Raw genomic sequence first — 18,613 nt, 5'->3', positions numbered from 1 at the left:
GTAAAGGCATGACGGAACGTCTCCAAACGCCCGTTACAACCCCTCCACCAAAAATCGATCAAGGAACTGGTTGAGAACTGCACAACCAATGCCATACCTCGCGAGTCGTGATCACGACAGCTCGCCCAGCGCTGTCCCGGACTCGACCAGAGGATCGAATGAACCCAGCCAGACGCACGACCGCCGCGGCCGCGACGACGGTCGTGCTCGCCACCGCGGGCACGTTGCTCACGACGGCCCCCGCCGCGTCCGCCGCCGTGACCTGCGCCTCGCCCGTCTTCAAACGGCAGTTCTTCGCGAACACCACCTTTTCGGGCACCCCGAAGAGGACGGACTGCGACACCGCGATCGACCAGAACTGGGGCACGAGCGCCCCGGCCTCGGGCCTGCCGAAGGACAACTTCTCCGTCCGCTGGACCGTGACCCGGGACTTCGGCTCCGGCGGCCCGTTCTCCTTCGCCGCCTCCGCCCAGGACGGCATCCGCGTCTACCTCGACGGCAGCCGCAAGGTCGACCTGTGGAAGAACGTGTCGACGACCGCCAAGAAGACGGTCAACGTCACCGTCCCCGCCGGCAAGCACACCCTGCGCGTCGACTTCGCCAACTGGACCGGGACCGCGAACGTCAAGTTCGCCTACACCCCCCGCACTTCGGCGACCGTCGACAAGGTCAAGCCGCTCGTCCCGACCGGCACCACGGTCGCGTACGACAAGGCCACCGGCCGGGCGAAGCTCACCTGGGCGAAGAACAAGGAGATGGACCTCGCCGGGTACCGCGTCTACCGCCGCCTCAAGGGCGCCGCGTACGGCGGCACCCCGCTGGCGACGACCGCCTCCACCACCCACACCGACACCACGCTGCCGGTGACCGGGGCGGCGTACTACTACGAGGTCCGCGCCTACGACAAGGCAGGCAACGAGTCGGCCGGTACGGCGGACCAGCTCGTCACCACCGTCGACCGCACCGCGCCCGCCGTGCCCGCCGCACCGACCACCGCCTCCGAGGCGGAGGGGCTGCGGGTCGGCTGGAGCGCGGTCGAGGGCGCGGCGTCGTACCGGGTGTACCGGGCGTCGACCGCGAGCGGCACGTACGCCCAGGTGGGCAGCACCGCCCAGGTCTCCCACCTGGACACCTCGGCCGTGGAGGACACGACCTACTACTACCGGGTGACCGCCCTGGACGCGGCCGGCAACGAGTCCGCCCGGTCCGTCGCCGTCAGCGGCAAGCGCCGGGACCTCACCCCGCCGTCCGCCGTCACCGGGGTGACCGTCACGCCGACCGAGTACGGCTTCCGGGTGCGCTGGGACGCCAACCCGACCGCCGACCTGGCGAGCTACGCGGTCCGCCGGGGCGAGCTCCTCGGCGACGAGGAGGAGAAGGTCTGCTCCCTGTACCCCGGCTTTTACGTGTCGGCGGAGACCACCTCGTACGACTACGCCGTCCTCCCCGACGGCGAGGAGAGCTGCTTCATCGTCGACGCCATCGACGACGCCGGGAACTCCTCCTTCCGGTGGACCGGCGAGGCCCAGATCGTGGTCGCGACCGAGCTGGACACGACGCCGGCCGTGGCGACGCCGGACGGCTCCCCGCTGACGCTGGAGGCGACTCCGGCCGAGGGTGACGAGGGCAACCGGCTGACCTGGAGCGGGCTCGGCGAGGAGGCGCCCGAGGCCGCGGGCGGCTACCGCCTCTACCGCTGGAACCCGGACAGCTCCGCCTACGAGAAGATCGCGGACACCGGCGCCGGCGCGTTCGAGTACTTCGACACCGGAGCCGAGCGCGGCACCACGTCGTACTACTGGGTGACGGCGGTGGCGACGGACGGCACGGAGTCGCTCCCCGCCGCGGACTGGGCGGTCACCGCACCGGCGGCCTGACCCACCCGCCGCGGCCGTACAACCAAACGGTGTAGCCGCTGGTCCTGTTCGGCGACGGTTGATCACCGCCGTCGCCGAACAGGACTGAAGGACCGTATGAACCCAGTCAGACGTACGACCGCGGCCACCGCGACCGCCGTCGTGCTCGCCACCACGGGCGGCCTGCTCACGGCCCTCGCCACGCCCGCGTCCGCCGCCGTGACCTGCACGTCGCCGGTCTTCAAACGGCAGTTCTTCGCGAACACGGCGTTCTCCGGCACTCCGAAGAAGACCGACTGCGACAACGCCATCGACCAGAGCTGGAGCGGCGCCCCGGTCTCCGGACTGCCGAGGGACAACTTCGGCGTCCGCTGGACGCTCACCCGGGACTTCGGCTCCGGCGGCCCGTTCTCGCTGGCCGCCTCCGGGCTGGACGGCATCCGCGTCTACGTCGACGGCAGCCGCAAGGTCGACCTGTGGAAGAACACCTCCACGACCGTCTCCAAGACGGTGAACGTCACCATCCCGTCGGGCAAGCACACCCTGCGCGTCGACTACGTCAACTGGACCGGCAGCGCCAAGGTCAAGTTCGGCTACTCGCCCCGCACTTCGGCGACCGTCGACAAGGTCAAGCCGCTCACGCCGGCCGGGACCGCGGTGACGTACGACAAGGCCACCGGCAAGGCCAAGCTCACCTGGGCGAAGAACAAGGAGATGGACCTCGCCGGGTACCAGGTCTACCGCCGCCTCAAGGGCGCCGCGTATCCGGTCAAGCCGCTCGCGACGGCCACCTCGGCCGCCACCTCGTACACGGACACCCCGCCGGCGACCGGCGAGACGTACTACTACGAGGTCCGCGCCCAGGACAAGGCCGGCAACGTCTCCGGCGGCAGCACCGACCAGCCCGTCACCACCGTCGACCGCACGGGCCCGGCCGCCCCCACGGGGCTCACCGCGCACGGTGACCTGTGGGGCATGATGATCGAGTGGGACGCCGCGCCGGACGCGGTCTCCTACGAGCTCTTCGAGAAGGACCAGGCCACCGGCTCCCTGACCCTGCTCAAGCAGCAGACCGGGACCTCCTTCGTCCACCACGTCGGCCACGACGAGACCAAGCACACCTACCTGGTCCGGGCCCTGGACGCGGCCGGGAACGCGGGCGCCTACTCGACTCCCGTCACCTCCGACGGCATCGACCGCACGCCCCCGGACGCGCCGCAGAACCTTGAGGCGACGGCCACCTACGACGCGGTGCGGCTGCACTGGACCATGCCGGAGGGCCGCCTCTCCGACGAGATCAACAACGACGCCTACTTCACCGTGCTGCGCTCGCCCGGCACCACGCTGGGCGCGGACGCGGTGGCCGTGCCCTGCGACGTGAACACGACGCTCAACAGCGCCGCCGGCGAGTACTCCTTCGGGTGCGCCGACGGGGAGTTCGAGTTCGGCACCACCTACACCTACGCCGTCGTCATCAACGACTGGCAGGACAACCGTTCCGCGCCCTCCAACACGGTCACCGTCACCACCTCCGACCGCACCGCCCCGCTCCCCCTCACCGGCCTGACGGCCACGCCCCGCGCCGACGGCACGGAACTGCGCTGGAACACCCCGGTCGACGACGACATCTCCTCCTACCGCGCGCTGCGCGGGGTACGGCAGGACGACGGCACCGTGAAGTGGATCGGCGAGCTGGCGCACTGCGTGGACCGGGCCGACGACCCGCTGGCCATGCTCTGCATCGACATCCCGGACGGCGAGACCTACGTCTACACCGTCATCGCCGAGGACGTCTGGGGCAACGAGCTCTCCGCGACCGACCCGTCGATCCCGGTCGTCACCGCCACCGAGCTGAACATCGTCCCGGCCGAGCCCATCGACAAGGACTTCGAGGCGGGCGGCCCGCTGTACGGCGGCGGAGGCTGGACGATCTCCGAGGCGGCGAAGCCGATCGAGTGGCACTGCTCCGGCGACGTCTGCGCCCAGGTCACCGAGTACCGGGTGAGCCGCTGGAACCCCGGGACCCAGACCTACGACCTGCTGGGCACGGTCTCCCCGACCACGGCCTACTACCAGACCTTCAACGACACCACCCAGCCGCTGGGCTCCGTCTCCTACTACCGCGTCGTCGGGGTCCTCGCCGACGGCACGGAGACCGGGGCGGCGCATCCGTGGAAGATCCGCCCGGACCTGCTCTGAACCTTCGCCCGGTCAGCCCCGCTTCGGTCCCGTGATCGCCTCACCGATCACGAAGCCCTTGGCGGGGCCTTCGGGGATGGTGACTTCGGTGCCGTAGGGGACGCGGTGGACTCCCACCCAGTCGGCCTTGTCAGGGTCAGGCTCGGTGAGAACAGTGACGGTTCCGTGGCTGTCGTAGTCGTCGATGATGACGTAGACGGGGATACCTGCGCGCGCGTACTCGCGGCGCTTGCGGACACGGTCGCGGTCCTGGTTGCGCTTGCCGGGTGAGACGACCTCGACGATGAGGGAGACGGCGGAAGCGGCCACCCCCAGATCTTCCTCGTCACCGTGCGGCTCCAGATCTTCGGGGGCGATAAGGACGTCAGGAATCCATCCCCTGCGCTGGTGGATGACGTTGGTGTCCTGAAACGCCGCGTGCTCTCCCTCCCCCAGGAACCACGTCAGTGCGTTTCGTAGGCGATTGACGACCTGGGCGTGGGATCGGCGACCGGTGGGCGACACCTCAATGGCTCCCTCGATGATCTCGGCGCGGTAGCCCTCGGGGAGTTCCATGGCCTTCCACAGCTGCCATAGGACCTCGTCCGGATCGGGTACGAGTACGGATTCAGCCTTTGCCTCGGACATGGTCTCGGGCCTCTCATGTGCGAGAGCGGTCAAGGTGGCACCTCCTCCTCAAGTGTGGGCTGGGTGTGCTCGGGGCACAAGCAACGCGATCACGGTAGGGACGGCGTCGGTGCTGACCAGCCCAGATGTCCCTGGTTCACCCGTTCGAGCAAAGCTGGAACGTTCCCCCCGCTCCCGCCATCGAGCTCGAACCACACCCCCTTCGCGAACCGCCCCGCCCGCTCGTCCGCGACCCCCCACTTGTCCGCCATCTCCTGGACGAGTGCGAGCCCTCGTCCCCAACAGGCGACAACCGTTCCCGCCGGGTGAGCGACAACCGGCGGGTCCGGGCTCTCGTCGAACACGCCGACCCGGAAGCGGGTCGGGGTGAGTCGGATGCGGAGCATGGCGGTGCCCTTGGTGTGCAGGTGGACGTTGGTGACGAGCTCCGAGGTGCACAGGGCGGCGGGCATGACGAGGTCCTCGCGGTCGTGCGTGAAGAGGACTGCGCGTACGAAGTCGCGGCAGAGGCGCGGGGCGGTGACGTCGGCCGGGGCGAACAGGCTGTATTCGTGGGTGAGTTGGGTCAGGCGGTGCGGGACGTGGCGGGACGGGTCCAAGGGTGGGGCTCCTGTCAGATCCGGATGAGGGACGCCCGCGATGGCTCCGCCCGGGCCCGGCCGGATGCCGGTTCGGGTGCACTTTCGCTTGTGGGCAGGGGGAGTTGAGTGACGCCGTTGCGTTATCGACGCCTCACTCAAGGTAGCGATAAAGGGTTCTCGCGAGCAACCTATTCGCTTGAGCCGGTGGACTAACGCCCGCACACAGGGCAGACTTTGACCGATCACAAGGAGAACCCGTGGGACTGCGCACCACCGTCAGCGAACGACAGCGGCGACTCGGCTTCGAACTCAAACAACTGCGCGAGCAAGCCGGTTTGTCCACAACTGATGCCGCTGACCAGATCGGCATGACGCGCGGACAGCTGGGCCACATCGAGGCCGGCCGAACCTCGGTCCTCACTGGGCGGCTCCTCGATCTCTGCGGCGTCTACGGTTGCTCGAAGGAGCCCTTCGTTGAGGCACTGGTCGCGATGTCCGAGTCCAGTGGCAAAGGGTGGTGGCGTGCGTACAGGAAACACCTGGGGCCGGATCCGCTGAACCTGGCCGAGCTTGAATCAGGGGCCGTGGCCATCAGGACACACGAGCCACTGTTCATCCCGGGCCTCTTCCAGACCGAGGACTACACACGCTCCATCTTCACGAGCCCCGACCTGGGCTTCACGAACATCGAGCAGGCCTTGCGGTTCCGCATGGAACGGCAGCACATCCTGACGCGCGACGACCCACCATCCGTGCACGCCGTCATCCACGAGTCCGCGTTGCACATGCGGTTCGGCAGCACCGAGGTCGTCCGGGAGCAACTGCTGCACCTGATCGAGCTGGCGCGGCTGCCGAACGTGACCATCCAGATCTATCCGTTCACGGCCCGGGCGCACGCTGCCCTCACCGGCAACTTCGCACATGTCATCCCGGCAGAACCGAGGTTGGGCACCGTCGTGGTCGAGCAGCTCCTCGGCTCCCACTACTTGGTGGAGCAGCGTCAGCTTGATGAGTACAGCTCTCTGTTCAACCACATCGCGGAGAACGCCCTCGCACCCATCGACGTATCGTTGGCCCCGGAAACACACTCGGTGAAGGACTCGCTGGCCCTCATCCAGCATCTGCTCTACACCCTCTGAGGAGGCCCCGATGCCCGAACTGCACTGGCAGAAGTCGTCGTACAGCGGCGGCCCCGAAGGCAACTGCCTCTACGTCGCCACCGCCCCCGACGGAACGATCCGCCTCCGCGAGAGCGACACCCCGGAGATCATCCTGGCCACGGCCCCCGAAGGCCTCGCCGCACTCCTGCACACCCTCAAGTCCGGTCCCGCCGACGCCCCAGCTGACCGCACGACGACGAACTGACTACCCGTCAGCGAACGAGAGGCAAGGAAAATCCCATGCCGAAGGGCCCGGCACCCGCACCCGCCTCCGCGGCCACCGACGCGAGCGACCCCCACGCGTACGACGCGTACGAGGACGACCGGCATGAGGAGAAGCCCGTCGTCGAGACCGTCATCGAGGAGGAGCGGTTCGGCACGATGACGGTCCGGCTCGACATGGAGGTGGGCGAGGTCACCGTCGAGGGCGAGTCGGTCCCCCGGATCGGACTGGTCCGCGCGAAGGAGACGGAGGCCGCCGACGAGCACATCCCGATCGGCACCCGTGACGCCAGACTGCTCACGCTGACCGTGGACGGCGAGGAGGCCGTCATCGACCCCGCCAAGGGCCGGCTGACCCGCCGCTCCTACCGGGTCGACGTCCGCCACGCGGACCACACCTGGCGCCTGGTTCCCGACTCCATCCCGGGCAGCCGCCTGCTGCGGGACGACGAGCACATCGGCGACTTCTCCTCCGACGGCGACGGACGCGTCCTCGCCGAGTGGCGCGAGGACGCCGAGCCGGGGGCCCTGGACGCGGCCCTGGGCTACGCCCTCGCCGCCGCCTTCGGCACAGGCGCCCAGCCCATGTGGATCCTCACTGTGGAGGCGGCCAGCGAGATGCTGCCCGGCTGAAGGCGACCGGGAACGACCGAGCCCCCTCCGCGCCGCTGCTCCAGGGCCACCGACAACAGCCCCTCGCCGTACGCGCAAGGGCCCGGAGGTTCGTCAGAACCTCCGGGCCCACACACAGACGACCGCGCGTCAGTCGGACTGCTGCTTCCGCCTGGGCGGCCGCCACACCACCAACGCACTGGTCTGCTGCACTTCCTGATACGGCACCAGATCCCGGCGATACGACGCGTGCACCGCCGCCTCACGCTGCTGCATCGCCGCCGCGGCCCCCTCGACGGCCGACTGGAGCTCGGCAACCCGGGACTGCAGCGCCGCGACCTGGTTCTCCAGTTCGATGATCCGCTTGATGCCGGCCAGGTTGATGCCCTCGTCCTGCGACAACTGCTGGACGGTGCGCAGCAGTTCGATGTCACGGGCCGAGTAGCGCCGGCCCCGGCCGGCGGTGCGGTCGGGGGAGACCAGACCCAGACGGTCGTACTGGCGCAGGGTCTGCGGGTGCAGGCCGGACAGCTGGGCCGCCACCGAGATGACGTAGACCGGGGTCTCCTCGGTCAGTTCATACGGGTTGCGTCGACGACCGTCCATCTGACTCATGCTCCCTTCGCGGCCTGGAACAGCTCCGCCCGCGGGTCCTCGCCCGCGGTCGCCTCGCGATACGCCTCCAGTGCGTCACGAGCCTTCCCCGAAAGGTCCTTCGGGACACTCACCTCGACGGTGACCAGGAGGTCGCCGCGGGTGCCGTCCTTGCGGATCGCGCCCTTGCCCCGCGCCCGCATGGTGCGGCCGTTGGGCGTGCCGGGCGGCAGTTTCAGGGTGACCGGAGGTCCGCCCAGGGTGGGGACCCTGACCTCGCCGCCGAGGGCCGCCTCCGTGAAGGTCACGGGGACGGTCACCGTGAGGTTGTCCTCCTTGCGGCCGAACACCGGGTGCGCGTCGACGTGCACGGTGACGTACAGGTCACCGGCCGGGCCGCCGCGCTCGCCCGGCGCTCCCTTGCCACGCAGCCGGATGCGCTGCCCGTCCGACACCCCGGCCGGGATGCGGACCTGCATGGTCCGGGACGACTTCGCCCGGCCGCTGCCCTTGCAGTCCGGGCACGGGTGCTCGGCGATCAGGCCGCGCCCCTTGCAGTCCGGGCAGGGGTCGGTCAGCGAGAAGCCGCCGCCCGAGCCCCGCGCCACCTGGCCGGTGCCGACGCAGGTCGGGCACACGCGCGGTGTGCCGTTCTTGTCGCCGGTGCCGGCACAGGCCTTGCAGGGTGACTGGGAGGACATGCGCAGCGGGACCGTCGCACCCTCGATCGCCTCGGTGAAGCTGAGGTTGACCTCGGTGTCGATGTCCTGGCCGCGCCGGGGCTGGGTACGGGTCGTGCCCGTGCCGCCGCGGTTGAACAGGCCCCCGAAGACGTCACCGAGTCCGCCGCCGAAGCCGCCGGCTCCCCCTTGGCCGCCCTGGGCGCCGCCTCCGAAGAGGTCGCCCAGGTCGAAGTTGAAGGAACCGCCGCCCGCGCCGCCCGGCCCGGGGCGGAAGCCGCCGTTGCCGAAGAGGGCGCGCGCCTCGTCGTACTCCTTGCGCTTCTTGGGGTCGCCGAGAACGTCGTTCGCCTCGGAGATCTCCTTGAAGCGCTCCTCCGCCTTGGCGTTGCCCTTGTTGGCGTCCGGGTGGTACTCGCGGGCGAGCTTGCGGTACGCCTTCTTGATCTCGGCCTCGGTGGCGTCCTTGGGGACGCCGAGGACCTTGTAGAAGTCCTTCTCGATGAAGTCCTTGGTGCTCATCCTCGACGTCCCTCCTCTCTCGTCGTCAGTTCAACGTCAGCCCTCGTCCGGGCCACCGCTCTCCTTGTCGTCGGCCGCCTCGGTCGCCTCGTCGGCCTTGATCTGCGCGCCCGGCTGGGGCTCGGCGACGGCCACCCGCGCGGGGCGGATGGTGCGCTCGCCGATGCGGTACCCCGGCTGGAGAATCGCGACGCAGGTCGTCTCGGTGACGTCCGGCGCGTACGAATGCATCAGGGCCTCGTGGATCGTCGGGTCGAAGGGCTCGCCCTCCTTGCCGAACTGCTGCAGGCCCATCTTCGCCGCGACGGTCTCGACCGACTCGGCGACGGACTTGAATCCGCCGACGAGTTCGCCGTGTTCCCGTGCGCGGCCGACGTCGTCGAGCACGGGCAGGAGCTCGGTCAGGAGGTTCGCGATGGCGATCTCCTTGACCGCGATCCGGTCACGCTCGACGCGGCGGCGGTAGTTCTGGTACTCGGCCTGGAGCCGCTGGAGGTCCGCGGTGCGCTCACCGAGCGCGGTGCGCACCTGGTCCAGCTGGGCCACCAGACCCGCGTCTGCTGCTCCGTCCCCGGCCGGGGCCGCCCCCTCCGCGTTCGCAGAGGGTGCGGCCTTCGACTCGGCGCCGTCGGGGGTCGCGCCGGAGGGGACGTCGGGCTTCTCCTCGAAGCCCGGGGTCTCCTCCGTCATTACGCGACACCGTCCTTGCGCTCGTCGTCCACGATCTCGGCGTCCACGACGTCGTCCTCGGCGGCCTTGCCGCCGGGGGCGGCGCCCTCCGGACCGCCCGCGGCCTGCGCGCCCTGAGCGTCGGCGTACATGGCCTGGCCGACCTTCTGGGAGACCGCGGCGACCTTCTCGGTGGCGGTGCGGATCTCGGCGGTGTCCTCGCCCTTGAGCGCGGTCTTCAGCTCCTCGACGGCGGCCTCGACCTCGGTCTTGACCTCGCCGGGGACCTTGTCCTCGTTGTCCTTGAGGAACTTCTCCGTCTGGTAGACGAGCTGCTCGCCCTGGTTGCGGGACTCGGCGGCCTCGCGGCGGGCGTGGTCCTCCTCCGCGTACTTCTCGGCCTCTTCGCGCATCCGGTTGACCTCGTCCTTCGGCAGCGAGGAGCCACCGGTGACGGTCATCTTCTGCTCCTTGCCCGTGCCAAGGTCCTTGGCCGTGACGTGCATGATGCCGTTGGCGTCGATGTCGAAGGCGACCTCGATCTGCGGGACACCGCGCGGGGCCGGCGGCAGACCGGTCAGCTCGAACATCCCGAGCTTCTTGTTGTACGCCGCGATCTCGCGCTCGCCCTGGTAGACCTGGATCTGCACGGAGGGCTGGTTGTCCTCGGCGGTGGTGAAGATCTCGGACCGCTTGGTCGGGATCGTCGTGTTCCGCTCGATGAGCTTGGTCATGATGCCGCCCTTGGTCTCGATGCCGAGGGACAGCGGGGTGACGTCGAGGAGCAGGACGTCCTTGACCTCACCCTTGAGGACACCGGCCTGCAGGGCGGCGCCGATGGCGACGACCTCGTCCGGGTTGACGCCCTTGTTGGCGTCCTTGCCGCCGGTCAGCTCGCGGACGAGCTCGGCGACGGCGGGCATACGGGTGGAGCCACCGACGAGGACGACGTGGTCGATCTCGTTGATGGAGACGCCGGCGTCCTTCATGACGTTGAAGAACGGGGTCTTGCAGCGCTCCAGCAGGTCGGCCGTCAGCTGCTGGAACTGAGCCCGGGTGAGCTTCTCGTCCAGGTGCAGCGGGCCCTCGGCGGAGGCGGTGATGTAGGGCAGGTTGATCGAGGTCTCGGTGGACGAGGACAGCTCGATCTTGGCCTTCTCGGCAGCCTCACGCAGACGCTGCAGCGCCATCTTGTCCTTGGCCAGGTCCACGCCGTGACCGGACTTGAACTGCTGCACCAGGTAGTCGACGACGCGCTGGTCCCAGTCGTCACCACCGAGGTGGTTGTCACCGTTGGTGGCCTTCACCTCGACGACGCCGTCGCCGATCTCCAGCAGGGACACGTCGAAGGTGCCGCCACCGAGGTCGAAGACGAGGATCGTCTGGTCGTCCTTGTCGAGGCCGTACGCGAGCGCGGCCGCGGTCGGCTCGTTGACGATACGAAGGACGTTGAGACCGGCGATCTCGCCGGCTTCCTTCGTCGCCTGACGCTCGGAGTCGTTGAAGTAGGCGGGAACGGTGATGACCGCGTCCGTGACCTTCTCGCCCAGGTACGACTCGGCGTCGCGCTTCAGCTTCTGCAGGATGAAGGCGGAGATCTGCTGCGGGTTGAAGGGCTTCCCGTCGAGCTCCATCTTCCAGTCGGTGCCCATGTGACGCTTCACGGACCGGATGGTCCGGTCGACGTTCGTGACCGCCTGACGCTTGGCAACCTCGCCGACGAGCACCTCACCGTTCTTGGCGAAGGCGACGACGGAAGGCGTGGTCCTGGCGCCCTCGGCGTTGGTGATGACGGTGGGCTCGCCGCCTTCAAGAACGCTGACGACCGAGTTAGTCGTGCCCAGGTCGATGCCGACCGCACGTGCCATGGTGAATTCCTCCAGCTGACTTGAGTGGAACGGACTCAAGTGTGCATGACGGCTTCCACTCGGTCAACAGAGCTGAGTCGACCCCACTCAACTCTTATCCGTTCCTTACACGCAACCTGGCTCCTACCTGCGACGACGTGGCCTGAGCGGGCGGGCGGACCGTACCCCCTACGGGAAAAGAGGGTTGACGGCGAGGACCGTAAGGCTTGATGTGCAGGAGGGCGAACACGGCGATGAGGGCGACGCCTCCCACCCACAACACCCGGGCCTCGGCCATCCATCCCATGTGCACGAGGACGCCGACGAGCACCGCGGCGAAGGCCCCGAGCCCCAGGAGAACGGTCACGCCCTGCGGGGTGAGGCCGACCCGGCGCAACCGGTGGGCGACATGGTCGGGCCCGCGCCGCAGCAGCGGCCGTCCGGCCAGCCGGCGGGACAGCGCCACGAGGAGTACGTCGGCGGTGGCGAGGGCGGTGAGCGAGTAGAGCACGGCGACGCTCGACACCGGGTCGTGCCCGGCCCGGATGATCACGGCCGACGACGCCAGCACGAACCCGACGAAGAGCGACCCGCACGCCCCGAGCCCGATCCGCGCGGGGTGCCAGTTCTGCATGAGAAAACCGGTCAGGGCGGCGGCCAGCACGCTCAGCAGCACGGCGAGCTCGTCCATCACCTCGGCCGCCGCACAGACGCCGACGCCGAAGGCGGTGACGACCCCGACGGCGCCGACCAGGGCGTCCGCGTGGTCGAGCGCCTTGAAGCCGACGGTGACGAGGACGATCCAGCCGACGGCCGGCACCCCCAGCAGGAAGCCCGTGTCGCCGTACGGCACCACACAGGCCGCCGCCACGGCCGTACCGCCGACCAGGAACCGCGCCTTGACCCGCCGCACGTCCGCGACCAGACCGAGTACGGCGACGGCACCCGCGGCGATCAGCAGCCGGCCGATCTCCGAGCCGAGCGGGGCGAACCGCGTCCACTCGCCGGCGGCGGCCACCAGACAGGTGACCAGCGCCACGGCCACCCCGCCGAGCAGCGGCAGCGGCCGCTGGCGTCGGCGGTCGAGGATGCCGAAGCGCAGGGCGGGCAGCCGGAGGAGCGCCGCGAGGGCGGCGGCGAGGAGGAGGGCGGTCGTGGCGGCTGCGATCCCGTAAAGCACGGGGATAGGTTAGTGCCGTATATACCATTTCGGGATGAATAACACGATCGGTTCTCGATCGCTTCTTAAGGCAACCCTCAGCGACTCACATCACTCCGCCCCTGGCTACAGTGCGACGGAGGATGGGGGTAGTCTCAGACGGACTGCATAAGTTACCGCTTAGTAATGTCGAGGACCCCCTCGAACCACCCCTCGCAGGCCCGAGGAGCCCCGAAATGCAACTCGCCGCGATCATCGTGTCGCTGGTTCTGATCGTGGTCGGCGTGGCCCTGTTCGCCCGCGCCCTCCTGCAGATCTACACCTTCATGCGGCTCGGCCAGAACGTGCCCGCCGGTACCCGTACCGACGAGCCCGTCCAGCGCACCGTCACCGTGGCCAGGGAGTTCCTCGGCCACACCCGGATGAACCGCTGGGGCATCGTCGGTGTCGCGCACTGGTTCGTGGCGGTGGGCTTCTTCTCGCTGCTGCTGACGATCGTCAACGCCATCGGCCAGCTGTTCCAGGCCGACTGGCTCCTGCCGGTCATCGGCGACTGGGTGCCGTACAACGTCTTCGTCGAGTTCCTCGGCACGATGACGGTGCTCGGCATCCTCACGCTGATCGTGATCCGCCAGCTGAGCCGACCGGGCAGGGCGGGCCGCAAGTCCCGCTTCGCCGGTTCCAACACCGGCCAGGCGTACTTCGTCGAGAGCGTCATCCTCATCGTCGGCGTCTGCATCTTCATGCTGCACGCGCTGGAGGGCGCCCAGCACCACGTGGACGGCTACGAGGCCTCGTTCTTCATCTCGTACCCGGTGGTCTCGGCGCTGGAGGGCCTGGACCTCTCCACGCTCCAGAACCTCACGTACCTCTTCGCCGGTGTGAAGATCGCGACCTCCTTCATCTGGATGATCACGGTCGCCCTGAAGACCGACATGGGTGTGGCCTGGCACCGCTTCCTGGCGTTCCCGAACATCTGGTTCAAGCGCAACGCCAAGGGTGAGACCTCGCTCGGCGCGCTGCTGCCCATGACCTCCGGCGGCAAGCCGATCGACTTCACCGACCCCGGTGAGGACGACGTCTTCGGTGTCTCCCAGGTCGAGCAGTTCTCCTGGAAGGGTCTGCTGGACTTCTCCACCTGCACCGAGTGCGGCCGCTGCCAGTCGCAGTGCCCCGCCTGGAACACGGGCAAGCCCCTCTCCCCGAAGCTGCTGATCATGTCGCTGCGCGACCACGCGCACGCCAAGGCCCCCTACCTGCTGGCCGGCGGCGGCAAGACCATGGAGGGCGAGGAGAAGGCGTCCGAGGAGCAGCTCAAGGACGTCCCCGCGGCCGCCCTCGCGGAGGCCGAGCGTCCGCTGATCGGGACCGCCCAGGAGAACGGCGTCATCGACCCGGACGTGCTGTGGTCCTGCACCACCTGCGGCGCCTGCGTCGAGCAGTGTCCGGTGGACATCGAGCACATCGACCACATCGTCGACATGCGCCGCTACCAGGTGATGATCGAGTCCGCGTTCCCGTCCGAGGCGGGCACGATGCTCAAGAACCTGGAGAAGAAGGGCAACCCCTGGGGCCTGGCCAAGAAGCAGCGCCTGGAGTGGCTGAAGGAAGTCGACTTCGAGGTGCCGGTCGTCGGCAAGGACATCGAGGACCTCACCGAGGTCGAGTACCTGTACTGGGTCGGCTGCGCCGGCGCCCTCGAAGACCGCGCCAAGAAAACCACCAAGGCCTTCGCCGAGCTGCTGCACATGGCGGGCGTGAAGTTCGCCATCATGGGCGGCGACGAGAAGTGCACCGGTGACTCCGCCCGCCGCCTGGGCAACGAGCCCCTCTTCCAGGAGCTCGGCATGGAGAACGTCATGGCCCTGAACATGGCGTTCGGCGAGGAGATGGACGAGGACGGCAAGGTGACGCCCGAGTCGGCGAAGCCCAGGTCGGCCAAGAAGATCGTCGCGACCTGCCCGCACTGCCTCAACACGATCGGCAACGAGTACCCGCAGATCGGCGGCGACTACGAGGTCATCCACCACACCCAGCTGCTCCAGCACCTGGTGGACGAGGGCAAGCTGGTCCCGGTCACCCCGGTCGAGGGCATCATCACCTACCACGACCCCTGCTACCTGGGCCGCCACAACAAGATCTACACCCCGCCGCGCGAGATCATCGCCAGCGTCCCCGGTCTGCGCAACGAGGAGATGCACCGCCACAAGGAGCGCGGCTTCTGCTGCGGCGCCGGTGGTGCGCGGATGTGGATGGAGGAGCGGATCGGCAAGCGCATCAACAACGAGCGCGTCGACGAGGCCCTCTCCACCAACCCGGACATCGTGTCCACCGCCTGCCCGTTCTGCCTCGTCATGCTCACGGACTCCGTGAACGGCAAGAAGAACGACGGCAAGGCCAAGGAGTCCATCCAGGTCGTCGACGTCGCCCAGCTGCTGCTGGAGTCCGTCAAGACCCCGGTCGACCCCGAGGACACGGCCGCCGCGGAGAGCGAGCCGGAGCCCGAGCCGGTGAAGTAGGCGGGCCGGACAAGCAGCCGAGCCCGACAGCACTACGGCGCCCCCTGTTCCGTATGGGACAGGGGGCGCCGTGTTGCGGCAGGCTGTAGGCAGGAACTGATCGGAAAGGACCTCCGACGTGATCATCTTCGGCACCAAGGGCTACCTCTACCAGCTCGCGATACTGACGCTGGTGTGCGGCCAGTGCGGCAACCCCTCCGCGCACACCCTGCGCAAGCGCGTCACCAAGTTCACGCTGTTCTTCGTGCCGCTGTTCCCCGTCTCGACCAGGTACGCGACCCAGTGCACCTTCTGCGGCGCGGAACAGAAGGTCACCGGGGAGCAGGCGGAGCAGCTGCAGGCGCAGGCCCTCTCCGGCGGGCAGGGCGGTCAGCAGCCGTACGGACAGCCGCGGCAGCCGTACCAGTCCTGATCCGCCGCCGGGCATCCGCCGGCCGCGGCGGACGCCTGGCCGCTGCCGACGCCGGACGGTTTCACCGCCCCGGCGCCCGCGGAGCGGGACGAGACCCTTTCCGTGCGAACGCCCCGGGCCGGGTTACGACTTCGGCTGCTTGGGTCCGTTGATCGCGTCGGCGGCGTGCCGGGGGCCGGGCCGGGAGGAGAACTGGCCGACGAGTTCACGGAAACAGACCAGGGCGGTGATCGGCGGAATTCCGACGACGACCATCGCCAGCAGGGAATCCGCCGACTGCCCGATGCACAGCGCCACCGCGGTGCCGGAGGAGATCAGCATGACGGCCCAGGAACGGCGGGCGGTGCGGCGCTGAACGGATGCCCGCAGAATGGACAGACCTGCGAGCAGCCACGGCCCGTATACCGTCAGGGGCCACCAATGGGCCAGCTTCGGCGACACCACGAGCAGCGCGATGGAGCGCAGCTGATCGTACGAATACGAGATGGACCAGGTGAGCATCGTCACCGCGCACAGGGTGATGAGTGTGACCAAGACCGAGACGGTGAGGAACCTCGGGTTTCGGGTGAGCGTGTGCGCGCCGGGCTGTGGGCGCTTGCGGTGGACCGGGCGGGGCAGTGGCTGCCTGTCCTTGTCCTGCCGGGAGTCCTGCCGGGGCGGAACGGGATCCGGGGTGTGCGTGGCACCCAGCATCTGTGCCAGCTCCTGGTCCAGGTCCCAGCCCTCCGGCGACATCACCGGATCCTGCACCTGCCAGAGGTTCTGCATATCGAGCTGCTGCGTGTAATGAGCCTGTTCGTCTACCGCGTCATAGTCGGCCCTCATTGCTAGAACTGTTCCCCTTCCAGCGCCGCCCGAAGATATTCGCGCTCCATACGACTGATGGTTTTCAGAAAGTCCTCCAGCAGATCCGAGCAGTGCGTGATGCTTTGCGCACTGGTCTGATCAGCTGTCCGACACGAACGGAGCGGATCCTCAGCTGCATGCTTTTCCTGCCAAGTCACGCCCACCTAACGAGCGCCACACGGGGCAGGACATCTGGCATTCGGGGGAATATGCGTCAACGGTGATTATCTGGAATATCCAATGACAGGGCCCGTTCGCCGAAATTCAGAATATATATCACGCGGTCTTATCGAGGGACTTACGATTACCCGTCCCGCTGGACCCGGCGATCATCCGTTCGAACCGCGCGCGCGGCGAGGGCGAGTGCGGGGCCGGCGGCGAGGAGGAGGGCGAGGGCCGCGTAGCCGTAGGTGAGGGTGGCCAGGGAGGCGACGGCGGCGACCAGGAGCGGGCCGCCCGCGTCGCCGAGTTCACGGCCGAGCTCGGCGGAGCCCATGGTCTGGCCGAGCCGTTCGGCGGGGGTGGCGGCGGCCAGGGAGGCGAAGCCGAGCGGGGTGATCAGGCCGGTGCCGGTGCCGATCAGGGCCGCGGCGGCCAGGACGCCCGCCAGACCGGGCAGCATCGCGGCCGCCAGCCCCGCAGCCGTGGTCAGCAGCCCGGCGGTGAGGCCGGTGCGGGCGGTGAGGCGGCCCGCGTCCAGGGCCCGCCCGGCCCTCGGCTGGACGACGGCCGCGCAGGCCGCCAGCACCGAGACCGCGGCGCCGGTCGCGACCGTGCCGAGTCCGGCGGCGGCGCCCGAGACCGGCAGGAAGCCGACGCCGACGGAGAGCGCGGCGGTCGCGGCCGCCAGGGCCGCCGTGGGCCGCAGGAACGCCGGGTCGGCGAGGCGCCGGCCCAGGTCCAGCACCGTCTGCCGCCGCTTGGGCAGGGGCGGTACACGCGGCACGGCGAGCGCGGCCCAGAGCGCGACCGCCACGCCGAGCACCGCCAGCACGGTGAACAGCAGCCGCAGCCCGCCGGCCCACACCAGGAGGCCGCCGAGGAGGGGGCCGAGGGTGTATCCGATGGACTTGTGAAAGCCGTAACTGCCGAACGCCCGCCCGTGCTTGGCCGCCGGATTGAGCCGGGCGACCAGCGCCGACGCGGACGGCGAGAACGCGGAGGCCGCGGCCCCCTGGCCGAGCCGGGCCGCCCACAGCCAGCCCGGGCTGTCGGCGACGACGTACGCGGCGGAGGCCACCGCGAACGCCACCAGCCCGCCCAGCAGCACCGGCCGGGCACCGATCCGGTCGGCGAGCGTCCCGAACAGCGGCTTGAGGACGACCTCGGCACCGTCGTACAGCGCCAGCAGCCCACCCAGCACCAGCAGCGAGGTCACCGCGTCGTCGGAGTGCCCCCCGAGGTTGGCGGCGATGCCGTGCGCGCCGAAGGCGGTGGTGAACCCGGCGGCGTAGAGGGGCCACATCTGGGAGGCGGCGGGGGCCGCTTGCCGGGTGGACGGGTTCCGGGGCGTGGTCACACGGGGAATGTAGCGGCCGTCACAGCGGGTATCGAGAGGGCCCGGCGTCGCTCCGGCCGGGCGGCAGGATGCCTGAGCATGAGGCGGGCGGCCGCCCCCTGCGCCGGCCCCGCCGGTAGCGTGGCGATCATGGCGGACTGGAGCCTTCGGGCGGCGGTGGGCGCGGACGTCGAGGTGATCGCCGAGGTGCGGGCCGTGGTGTTGCGGGCGGATCTGGAGCGGCTCGGGCGGTACGACGAGCACCGGGTGCGGCAGCGGCTGCGGGACGGATTCGACGCGGCCCACACCTGGGTGATCGAGGTCGGCGGTACGTTCGCCGGCTGTGTGGCGCTGCGGCCGGACGGGGACACCCGGTGGCTGGAGCACTTCTATCTCGCCCCGCGGCTGCAGGGCCGGGGCATCGGCTCGGCCGTCCTGCGCGAACTGCTGGAGCGGAGCGACCGCGACGGTGTCCTCGTCCGTCTGAACGTGCTTCAGGGCAGTGCCGCCCGGCGGCTGTACGAGCGGCACGGGTTCACGGTCGAGTCGGAGGACCCCGTGGACGTGTTCATGGTGCGCCGGAGCGGCGCCGCCGCGAGGTAGCCGTACC

Annotated in this window: 17 protein-coding genes; 8 read left to right on the top strand and 9 right to left on the bottom strand. The window is 69.3% G+C overall.

Going from position 1 to position 18,613, the window contains the following annotated elements; all coding sequences use genetic code 11:
• Window positions 1-158 precede the first annotated feature (158 nt).
• Window positions 159-1,877: a PA14 domain-containing protein gene (locus AQJ67_RS37550; RefSeq protein WP_062723965.1), complete on the top strand. Its 1,719-nt coding sequence runs from the start codon at window positions 159-161 to the stop codon at window positions 1,875-1,877.
• Window positions 1,878-1,973: 96 nt separating this feature from the next.
• Window positions 1,974-4,055: a fibronectin type III domain-containing protein gene (locus tag AQJ67_RS37545; RefSeq protein ID WP_062723964.1), complete on the top strand. Its 2,082-nt coding sequence runs from the start codon at window positions 1,974-1,976 to the stop codon at window positions 4,053-4,055.
• Window positions 4,056-4,067: 12 nt separating this feature from the next.
• On the opposite strand, the gene AQJ67_RS37540 is transcribed toward AQJ67_RS37545, so the two are convergent.
• Window positions 4,068-4,682 (bottom strand): Uma2 family endonuclease, encoded by a 615-nt coding sequence (locus tag AQJ67_RS37540; RefSeq protein ID WP_107123086.1) that lies wholly within the window; start codon window positions 4,680-4,682, stop codon window positions 4,068-4,070.
• A gap of 89 nt (window positions 4,683-4,771) precedes the next feature.
• Window positions 4,772-5,281, bottom strand: coding sequence for an ATP-binding protein (locus AQJ67_RS37535; RefSeq protein WP_244190728.1), 510 nt, complete (start codon window positions 5,279-5,281; stop codon window positions 4,772-4,774).
• A gap of 239 nt (window positions 5,282-5,520) precedes the next feature.
• Between AQJ67_RS37535 and AQJ67_RS37530 the strand changes: the two genes are divergently transcribed.
• The 3 genes from AQJ67_RS37530 to AQJ67_RS37520 are packed head-to-tail and all read left to right on the top strand — an operon-like array spanning window position 5,521 to window position 7,278.
• On the top strand, window positions 5,521-6,402 hold the full coding sequence (locus AQJ67_RS37530) for a helix-turn-helix domain-containing protein (protein ID WP_062723962.1): 882 nt from the start codon (window positions 5,521-5,523) through the stop codon (window positions 6,400-6,402).
• A gap of 10 nt (window positions 6,403-6,412) precedes the next feature.
• Window positions 6,413-6,628 (top strand): DUF397 domain-containing protein, encoded by a 216-nt coding sequence (locus AQJ67_RS37525; RefSeq protein ID WP_062723961.1) that lies wholly within the window; start codon window positions 6,413-6,415, stop codon window positions 6,626-6,628.
• A 35-nt stretch (window positions 6,629-6,663) separates the two neighbouring features.
• Window positions 6,664-7,278: a hypothetical protein gene (locus AQJ67_RS37520; RefSeq protein WP_425264208.1), complete on the top strand. Its 615-nt coding sequence runs from the start codon at window positions 6,664-6,666 to the stop codon at window positions 7,276-7,278.
• Window positions 7,279-7,407: 129 nt separating this feature from the next.
• Here AQJ67_RS37520 and AQJ67_RS37515 read toward each other — a convergent pair whose 3' ends face one another.
• The 5 genes from AQJ67_RS37515 to AQJ67_RS37495 all read right to left on the bottom strand — a co-directional run bounded on the left by AQJ67_RS37515 (window position 7,408) and on the right by AQJ67_RS37495 (window position 12,749).
• Window positions 7,408-7,863, bottom strand: a complete 456-nt coding sequence (locus AQJ67_RS37515; RefSeq protein ID WP_062723960.1) for a heat shock protein transcriptional repressor HspR — start codon at window positions 7,861-7,863, stop codon at window positions 7,408-7,410.
• A 5-nt stretch (window positions 7,864-7,868) separates the two neighbouring features.
• Entirely contained in the window at window positions 7,869-9,053 is a 1,185-nt protein-coding gene (gene dnaJ, locus AQJ67_RS37510; protein WP_062723959.1) for a molecular chaperone DnaJ, read from the bottom strand.
• Between the two features lie 36 nt (window positions 9,054-9,089).
• A complete protein-coding gene (grpE, locus tag AQJ67_RS37505) occupies window positions 9,090-9,743 on the bottom strand; it encodes a nucleotide exchange factor GrpE (RefSeq protein WP_062723958.1) in 654 nt (217 codons plus the stop codon).
• A complete protein-coding gene (gene dnaK, locus AQJ67_RS37500) occupies window positions 9,743-11,590 on the bottom strand; it encodes a molecular chaperone DnaK (protein ID WP_048584191.1) in 1,848 nt (615 codons plus the stop codon). Before dnaK ends, grpE begins: the two co-directional genes overlap by 1 nt.
• A 94-nt stretch (window positions 11,591-11,684) precedes the next feature.
• Window positions 11,685-12,749, bottom strand: a complete 1,065-nt coding sequence (locus AQJ67_RS37495; protein WP_062723957.1) for an MraY family glycosyltransferase — start codon at window positions 12,747-12,749, stop codon at window positions 11,685-11,687.
• A gap of 215 nt (window positions 12,750-12,964) precedes the next feature.
• Between AQJ67_RS37495 and AQJ67_RS37490 the strand changes: the two genes are divergently transcribed.
• Both AQJ67_RS37490 and AQJ67_RS37485 read left to right on the top strand, forming a co-directional pair.
• Window positions 12,965-15,247 carry a (Fe-S)-binding protein gene (locus tag AQJ67_RS37490; RefSeq protein ID WP_062723956.1) on the top strand — a complete coding sequence of 761 codons (2,283 nt, stop codon included), beginning with the start codon at window positions 12,965-12,967 and terminating at the stop codon, window positions 15,245-15,247.
• 118 nt (window positions 15,248-15,365) lie between these two features.
• A complete protein-coding gene (locus AQJ67_RS37485) occupies window positions 15,366-15,659 on the top strand; it encodes a zinc-ribbon domain-containing protein (RefSeq protein ID WP_062723955.1) in 294 nt (97 codons plus the stop codon).
• Window positions 15,660-15,782: 123 nt separating this feature from the next.
• On the opposite strand, the gene AQJ67_RS37480 is transcribed toward AQJ67_RS37485, so the two are convergent.
• A complete protein-coding gene (locus AQJ67_RS37480; RefSeq protein ID WP_062723954.1) occupies window positions 15,783-16,484 on the bottom strand; it encodes a DUF2637 domain-containing protein in 702 nt (233 codons plus the stop codon).
• Window positions 16,485-16,809: 325 nt separating this feature from the next.
• Window positions 16,810-17,970 carry an MFS transporter gene (locus tag AQJ67_RS37475; RefSeq protein WP_062724054.1) on the bottom strand — a complete coding sequence of 387 codons (1,161 nt, stop codon included), beginning with the start codon at window positions 17,968-17,970 and terminating at the stop codon, window positions 16,810-16,812.
• 183 nt (window positions 17,971-18,153) lie between these two features.
• Here AQJ67_RS37475 and AQJ67_RS37470 point away from each other — a divergent pair, with 183 nt between their 5' ends.
• Window positions 18,154-18,606 (top strand): GNAT family N-acetyltransferase, encoded by a 453-nt coding sequence (locus tag AQJ67_RS37470; RefSeq protein WP_062724053.1) that lies wholly within the window; start codon window positions 18,154-18,156, stop codon window positions 18,604-18,606.
• Window positions 18,607-18,613: the final 7 nt, after the last annotated feature.

It is taken from the genome of Streptomyces caeruleatus (genome assembly GCF_001514235.1).
GTDB lineage: Bacteria > Actinomycetota > Actinomycetes > Streptomycetales > Streptomycetaceae > Streptomyces > Streptomyces caeruleatus.
The sequence above is the reverse complement of the archived record's forward strand: the minus strand, read 5'-3'. Positions and strand labels throughout refer to the sequence as shown.

Excerpts from the sequence above, each read along its gene's own strand:
- AQJ67_RS37545 (WP_062723964.1), top strand. The coding sequence starts at position 1,974 with ATGAACCCAGTCAGACGTACGACCGCGGCCACCGCGACCGCCGTCGTG.
- AQJ67_RS37470 (WP_062724053.1), top strand. The coding sequence starts at position 18,154 with ATGGCGGACTGGAGCCTTCGGGCGGCGGTGGGCGCGGACGTCGAGGTG.
- AQJ67_RS37525 (WP_062723961.1), top strand. The coding sequence starts at position 6,413 with ATGCCCGAACTGCACTGGCAGAAGTCGTCGTACAGCGGCGGCCCCGAA.
- dnaK (WP_048584191.1), bottom strand. The coding sequence starts at position 11,590 with ATGGCACGTGCGGTCGGCATCGACCTGGGCACGACTAACTCGGTCGTC.
- grpE (WP_062723958.1), bottom strand. The coding sequence starts at position 9,743 with ATGACGGAGGAGACCCCGGGCTTCGAGGAGAAGCCCGACGTCCCCTCC.
- AQJ67_RS37475 (WP_062724054.1), bottom strand. The coding sequence starts at position 17,970 with ATGTGGCCCCTCTACGCCGCCGGGTTCACCACCGCCTTCGGCGCGCAC.
- AQJ67_RS37515 (WP_062723960.1), bottom strand. The coding sequence starts at position 7,863 with ATGGACGGTCGTCGACGCAACCCGTATGAACTGACCGAGGAGACCCCG.
- AQJ67_RS37540 (WP_107123086.1), bottom strand. The coding sequence starts at position 4,682 with ATGTCCGAGGCAAAGGCTGAATCCGTACTCGTACCCGATCCGGACGAG.
- AQJ67_RS37490 (WP_062723956.1), top strand. The coding sequence starts at position 12,965 with ATGCAACTCGCCGCGATCATCGTGTCGCTGGTTCTGATCGTGGTCGGC.
- AQJ67_RS37520 (WP_425264208.1), top strand. The coding sequence starts at position 6,664 with ATGCCGAAGGGCCCGGCACCCGCACCCGCCTCCGCGGCCACCGACGCG.
- dnaJ (WP_062723959.1), bottom strand. The coding sequence starts at position 9,053 with ATGAGCACCAAGGACTTCATCGAGAAGGACTTCTACAAGGTCCTCGGC.
- AQJ67_RS37480 (WP_062723954.1), bottom strand. The coding sequence starts at position 16,484 with ATGAGGGCCGACTATGACGCGGTAGACGAACAGGCTCATTACACGCAG.
- AQJ67_RS37550 (WP_062723965.1), top strand. The coding sequence starts at position 159 with ATGAACCCAGCCAGACGCACGACCGCCGCGGCCGCGACGACGGTCGTG.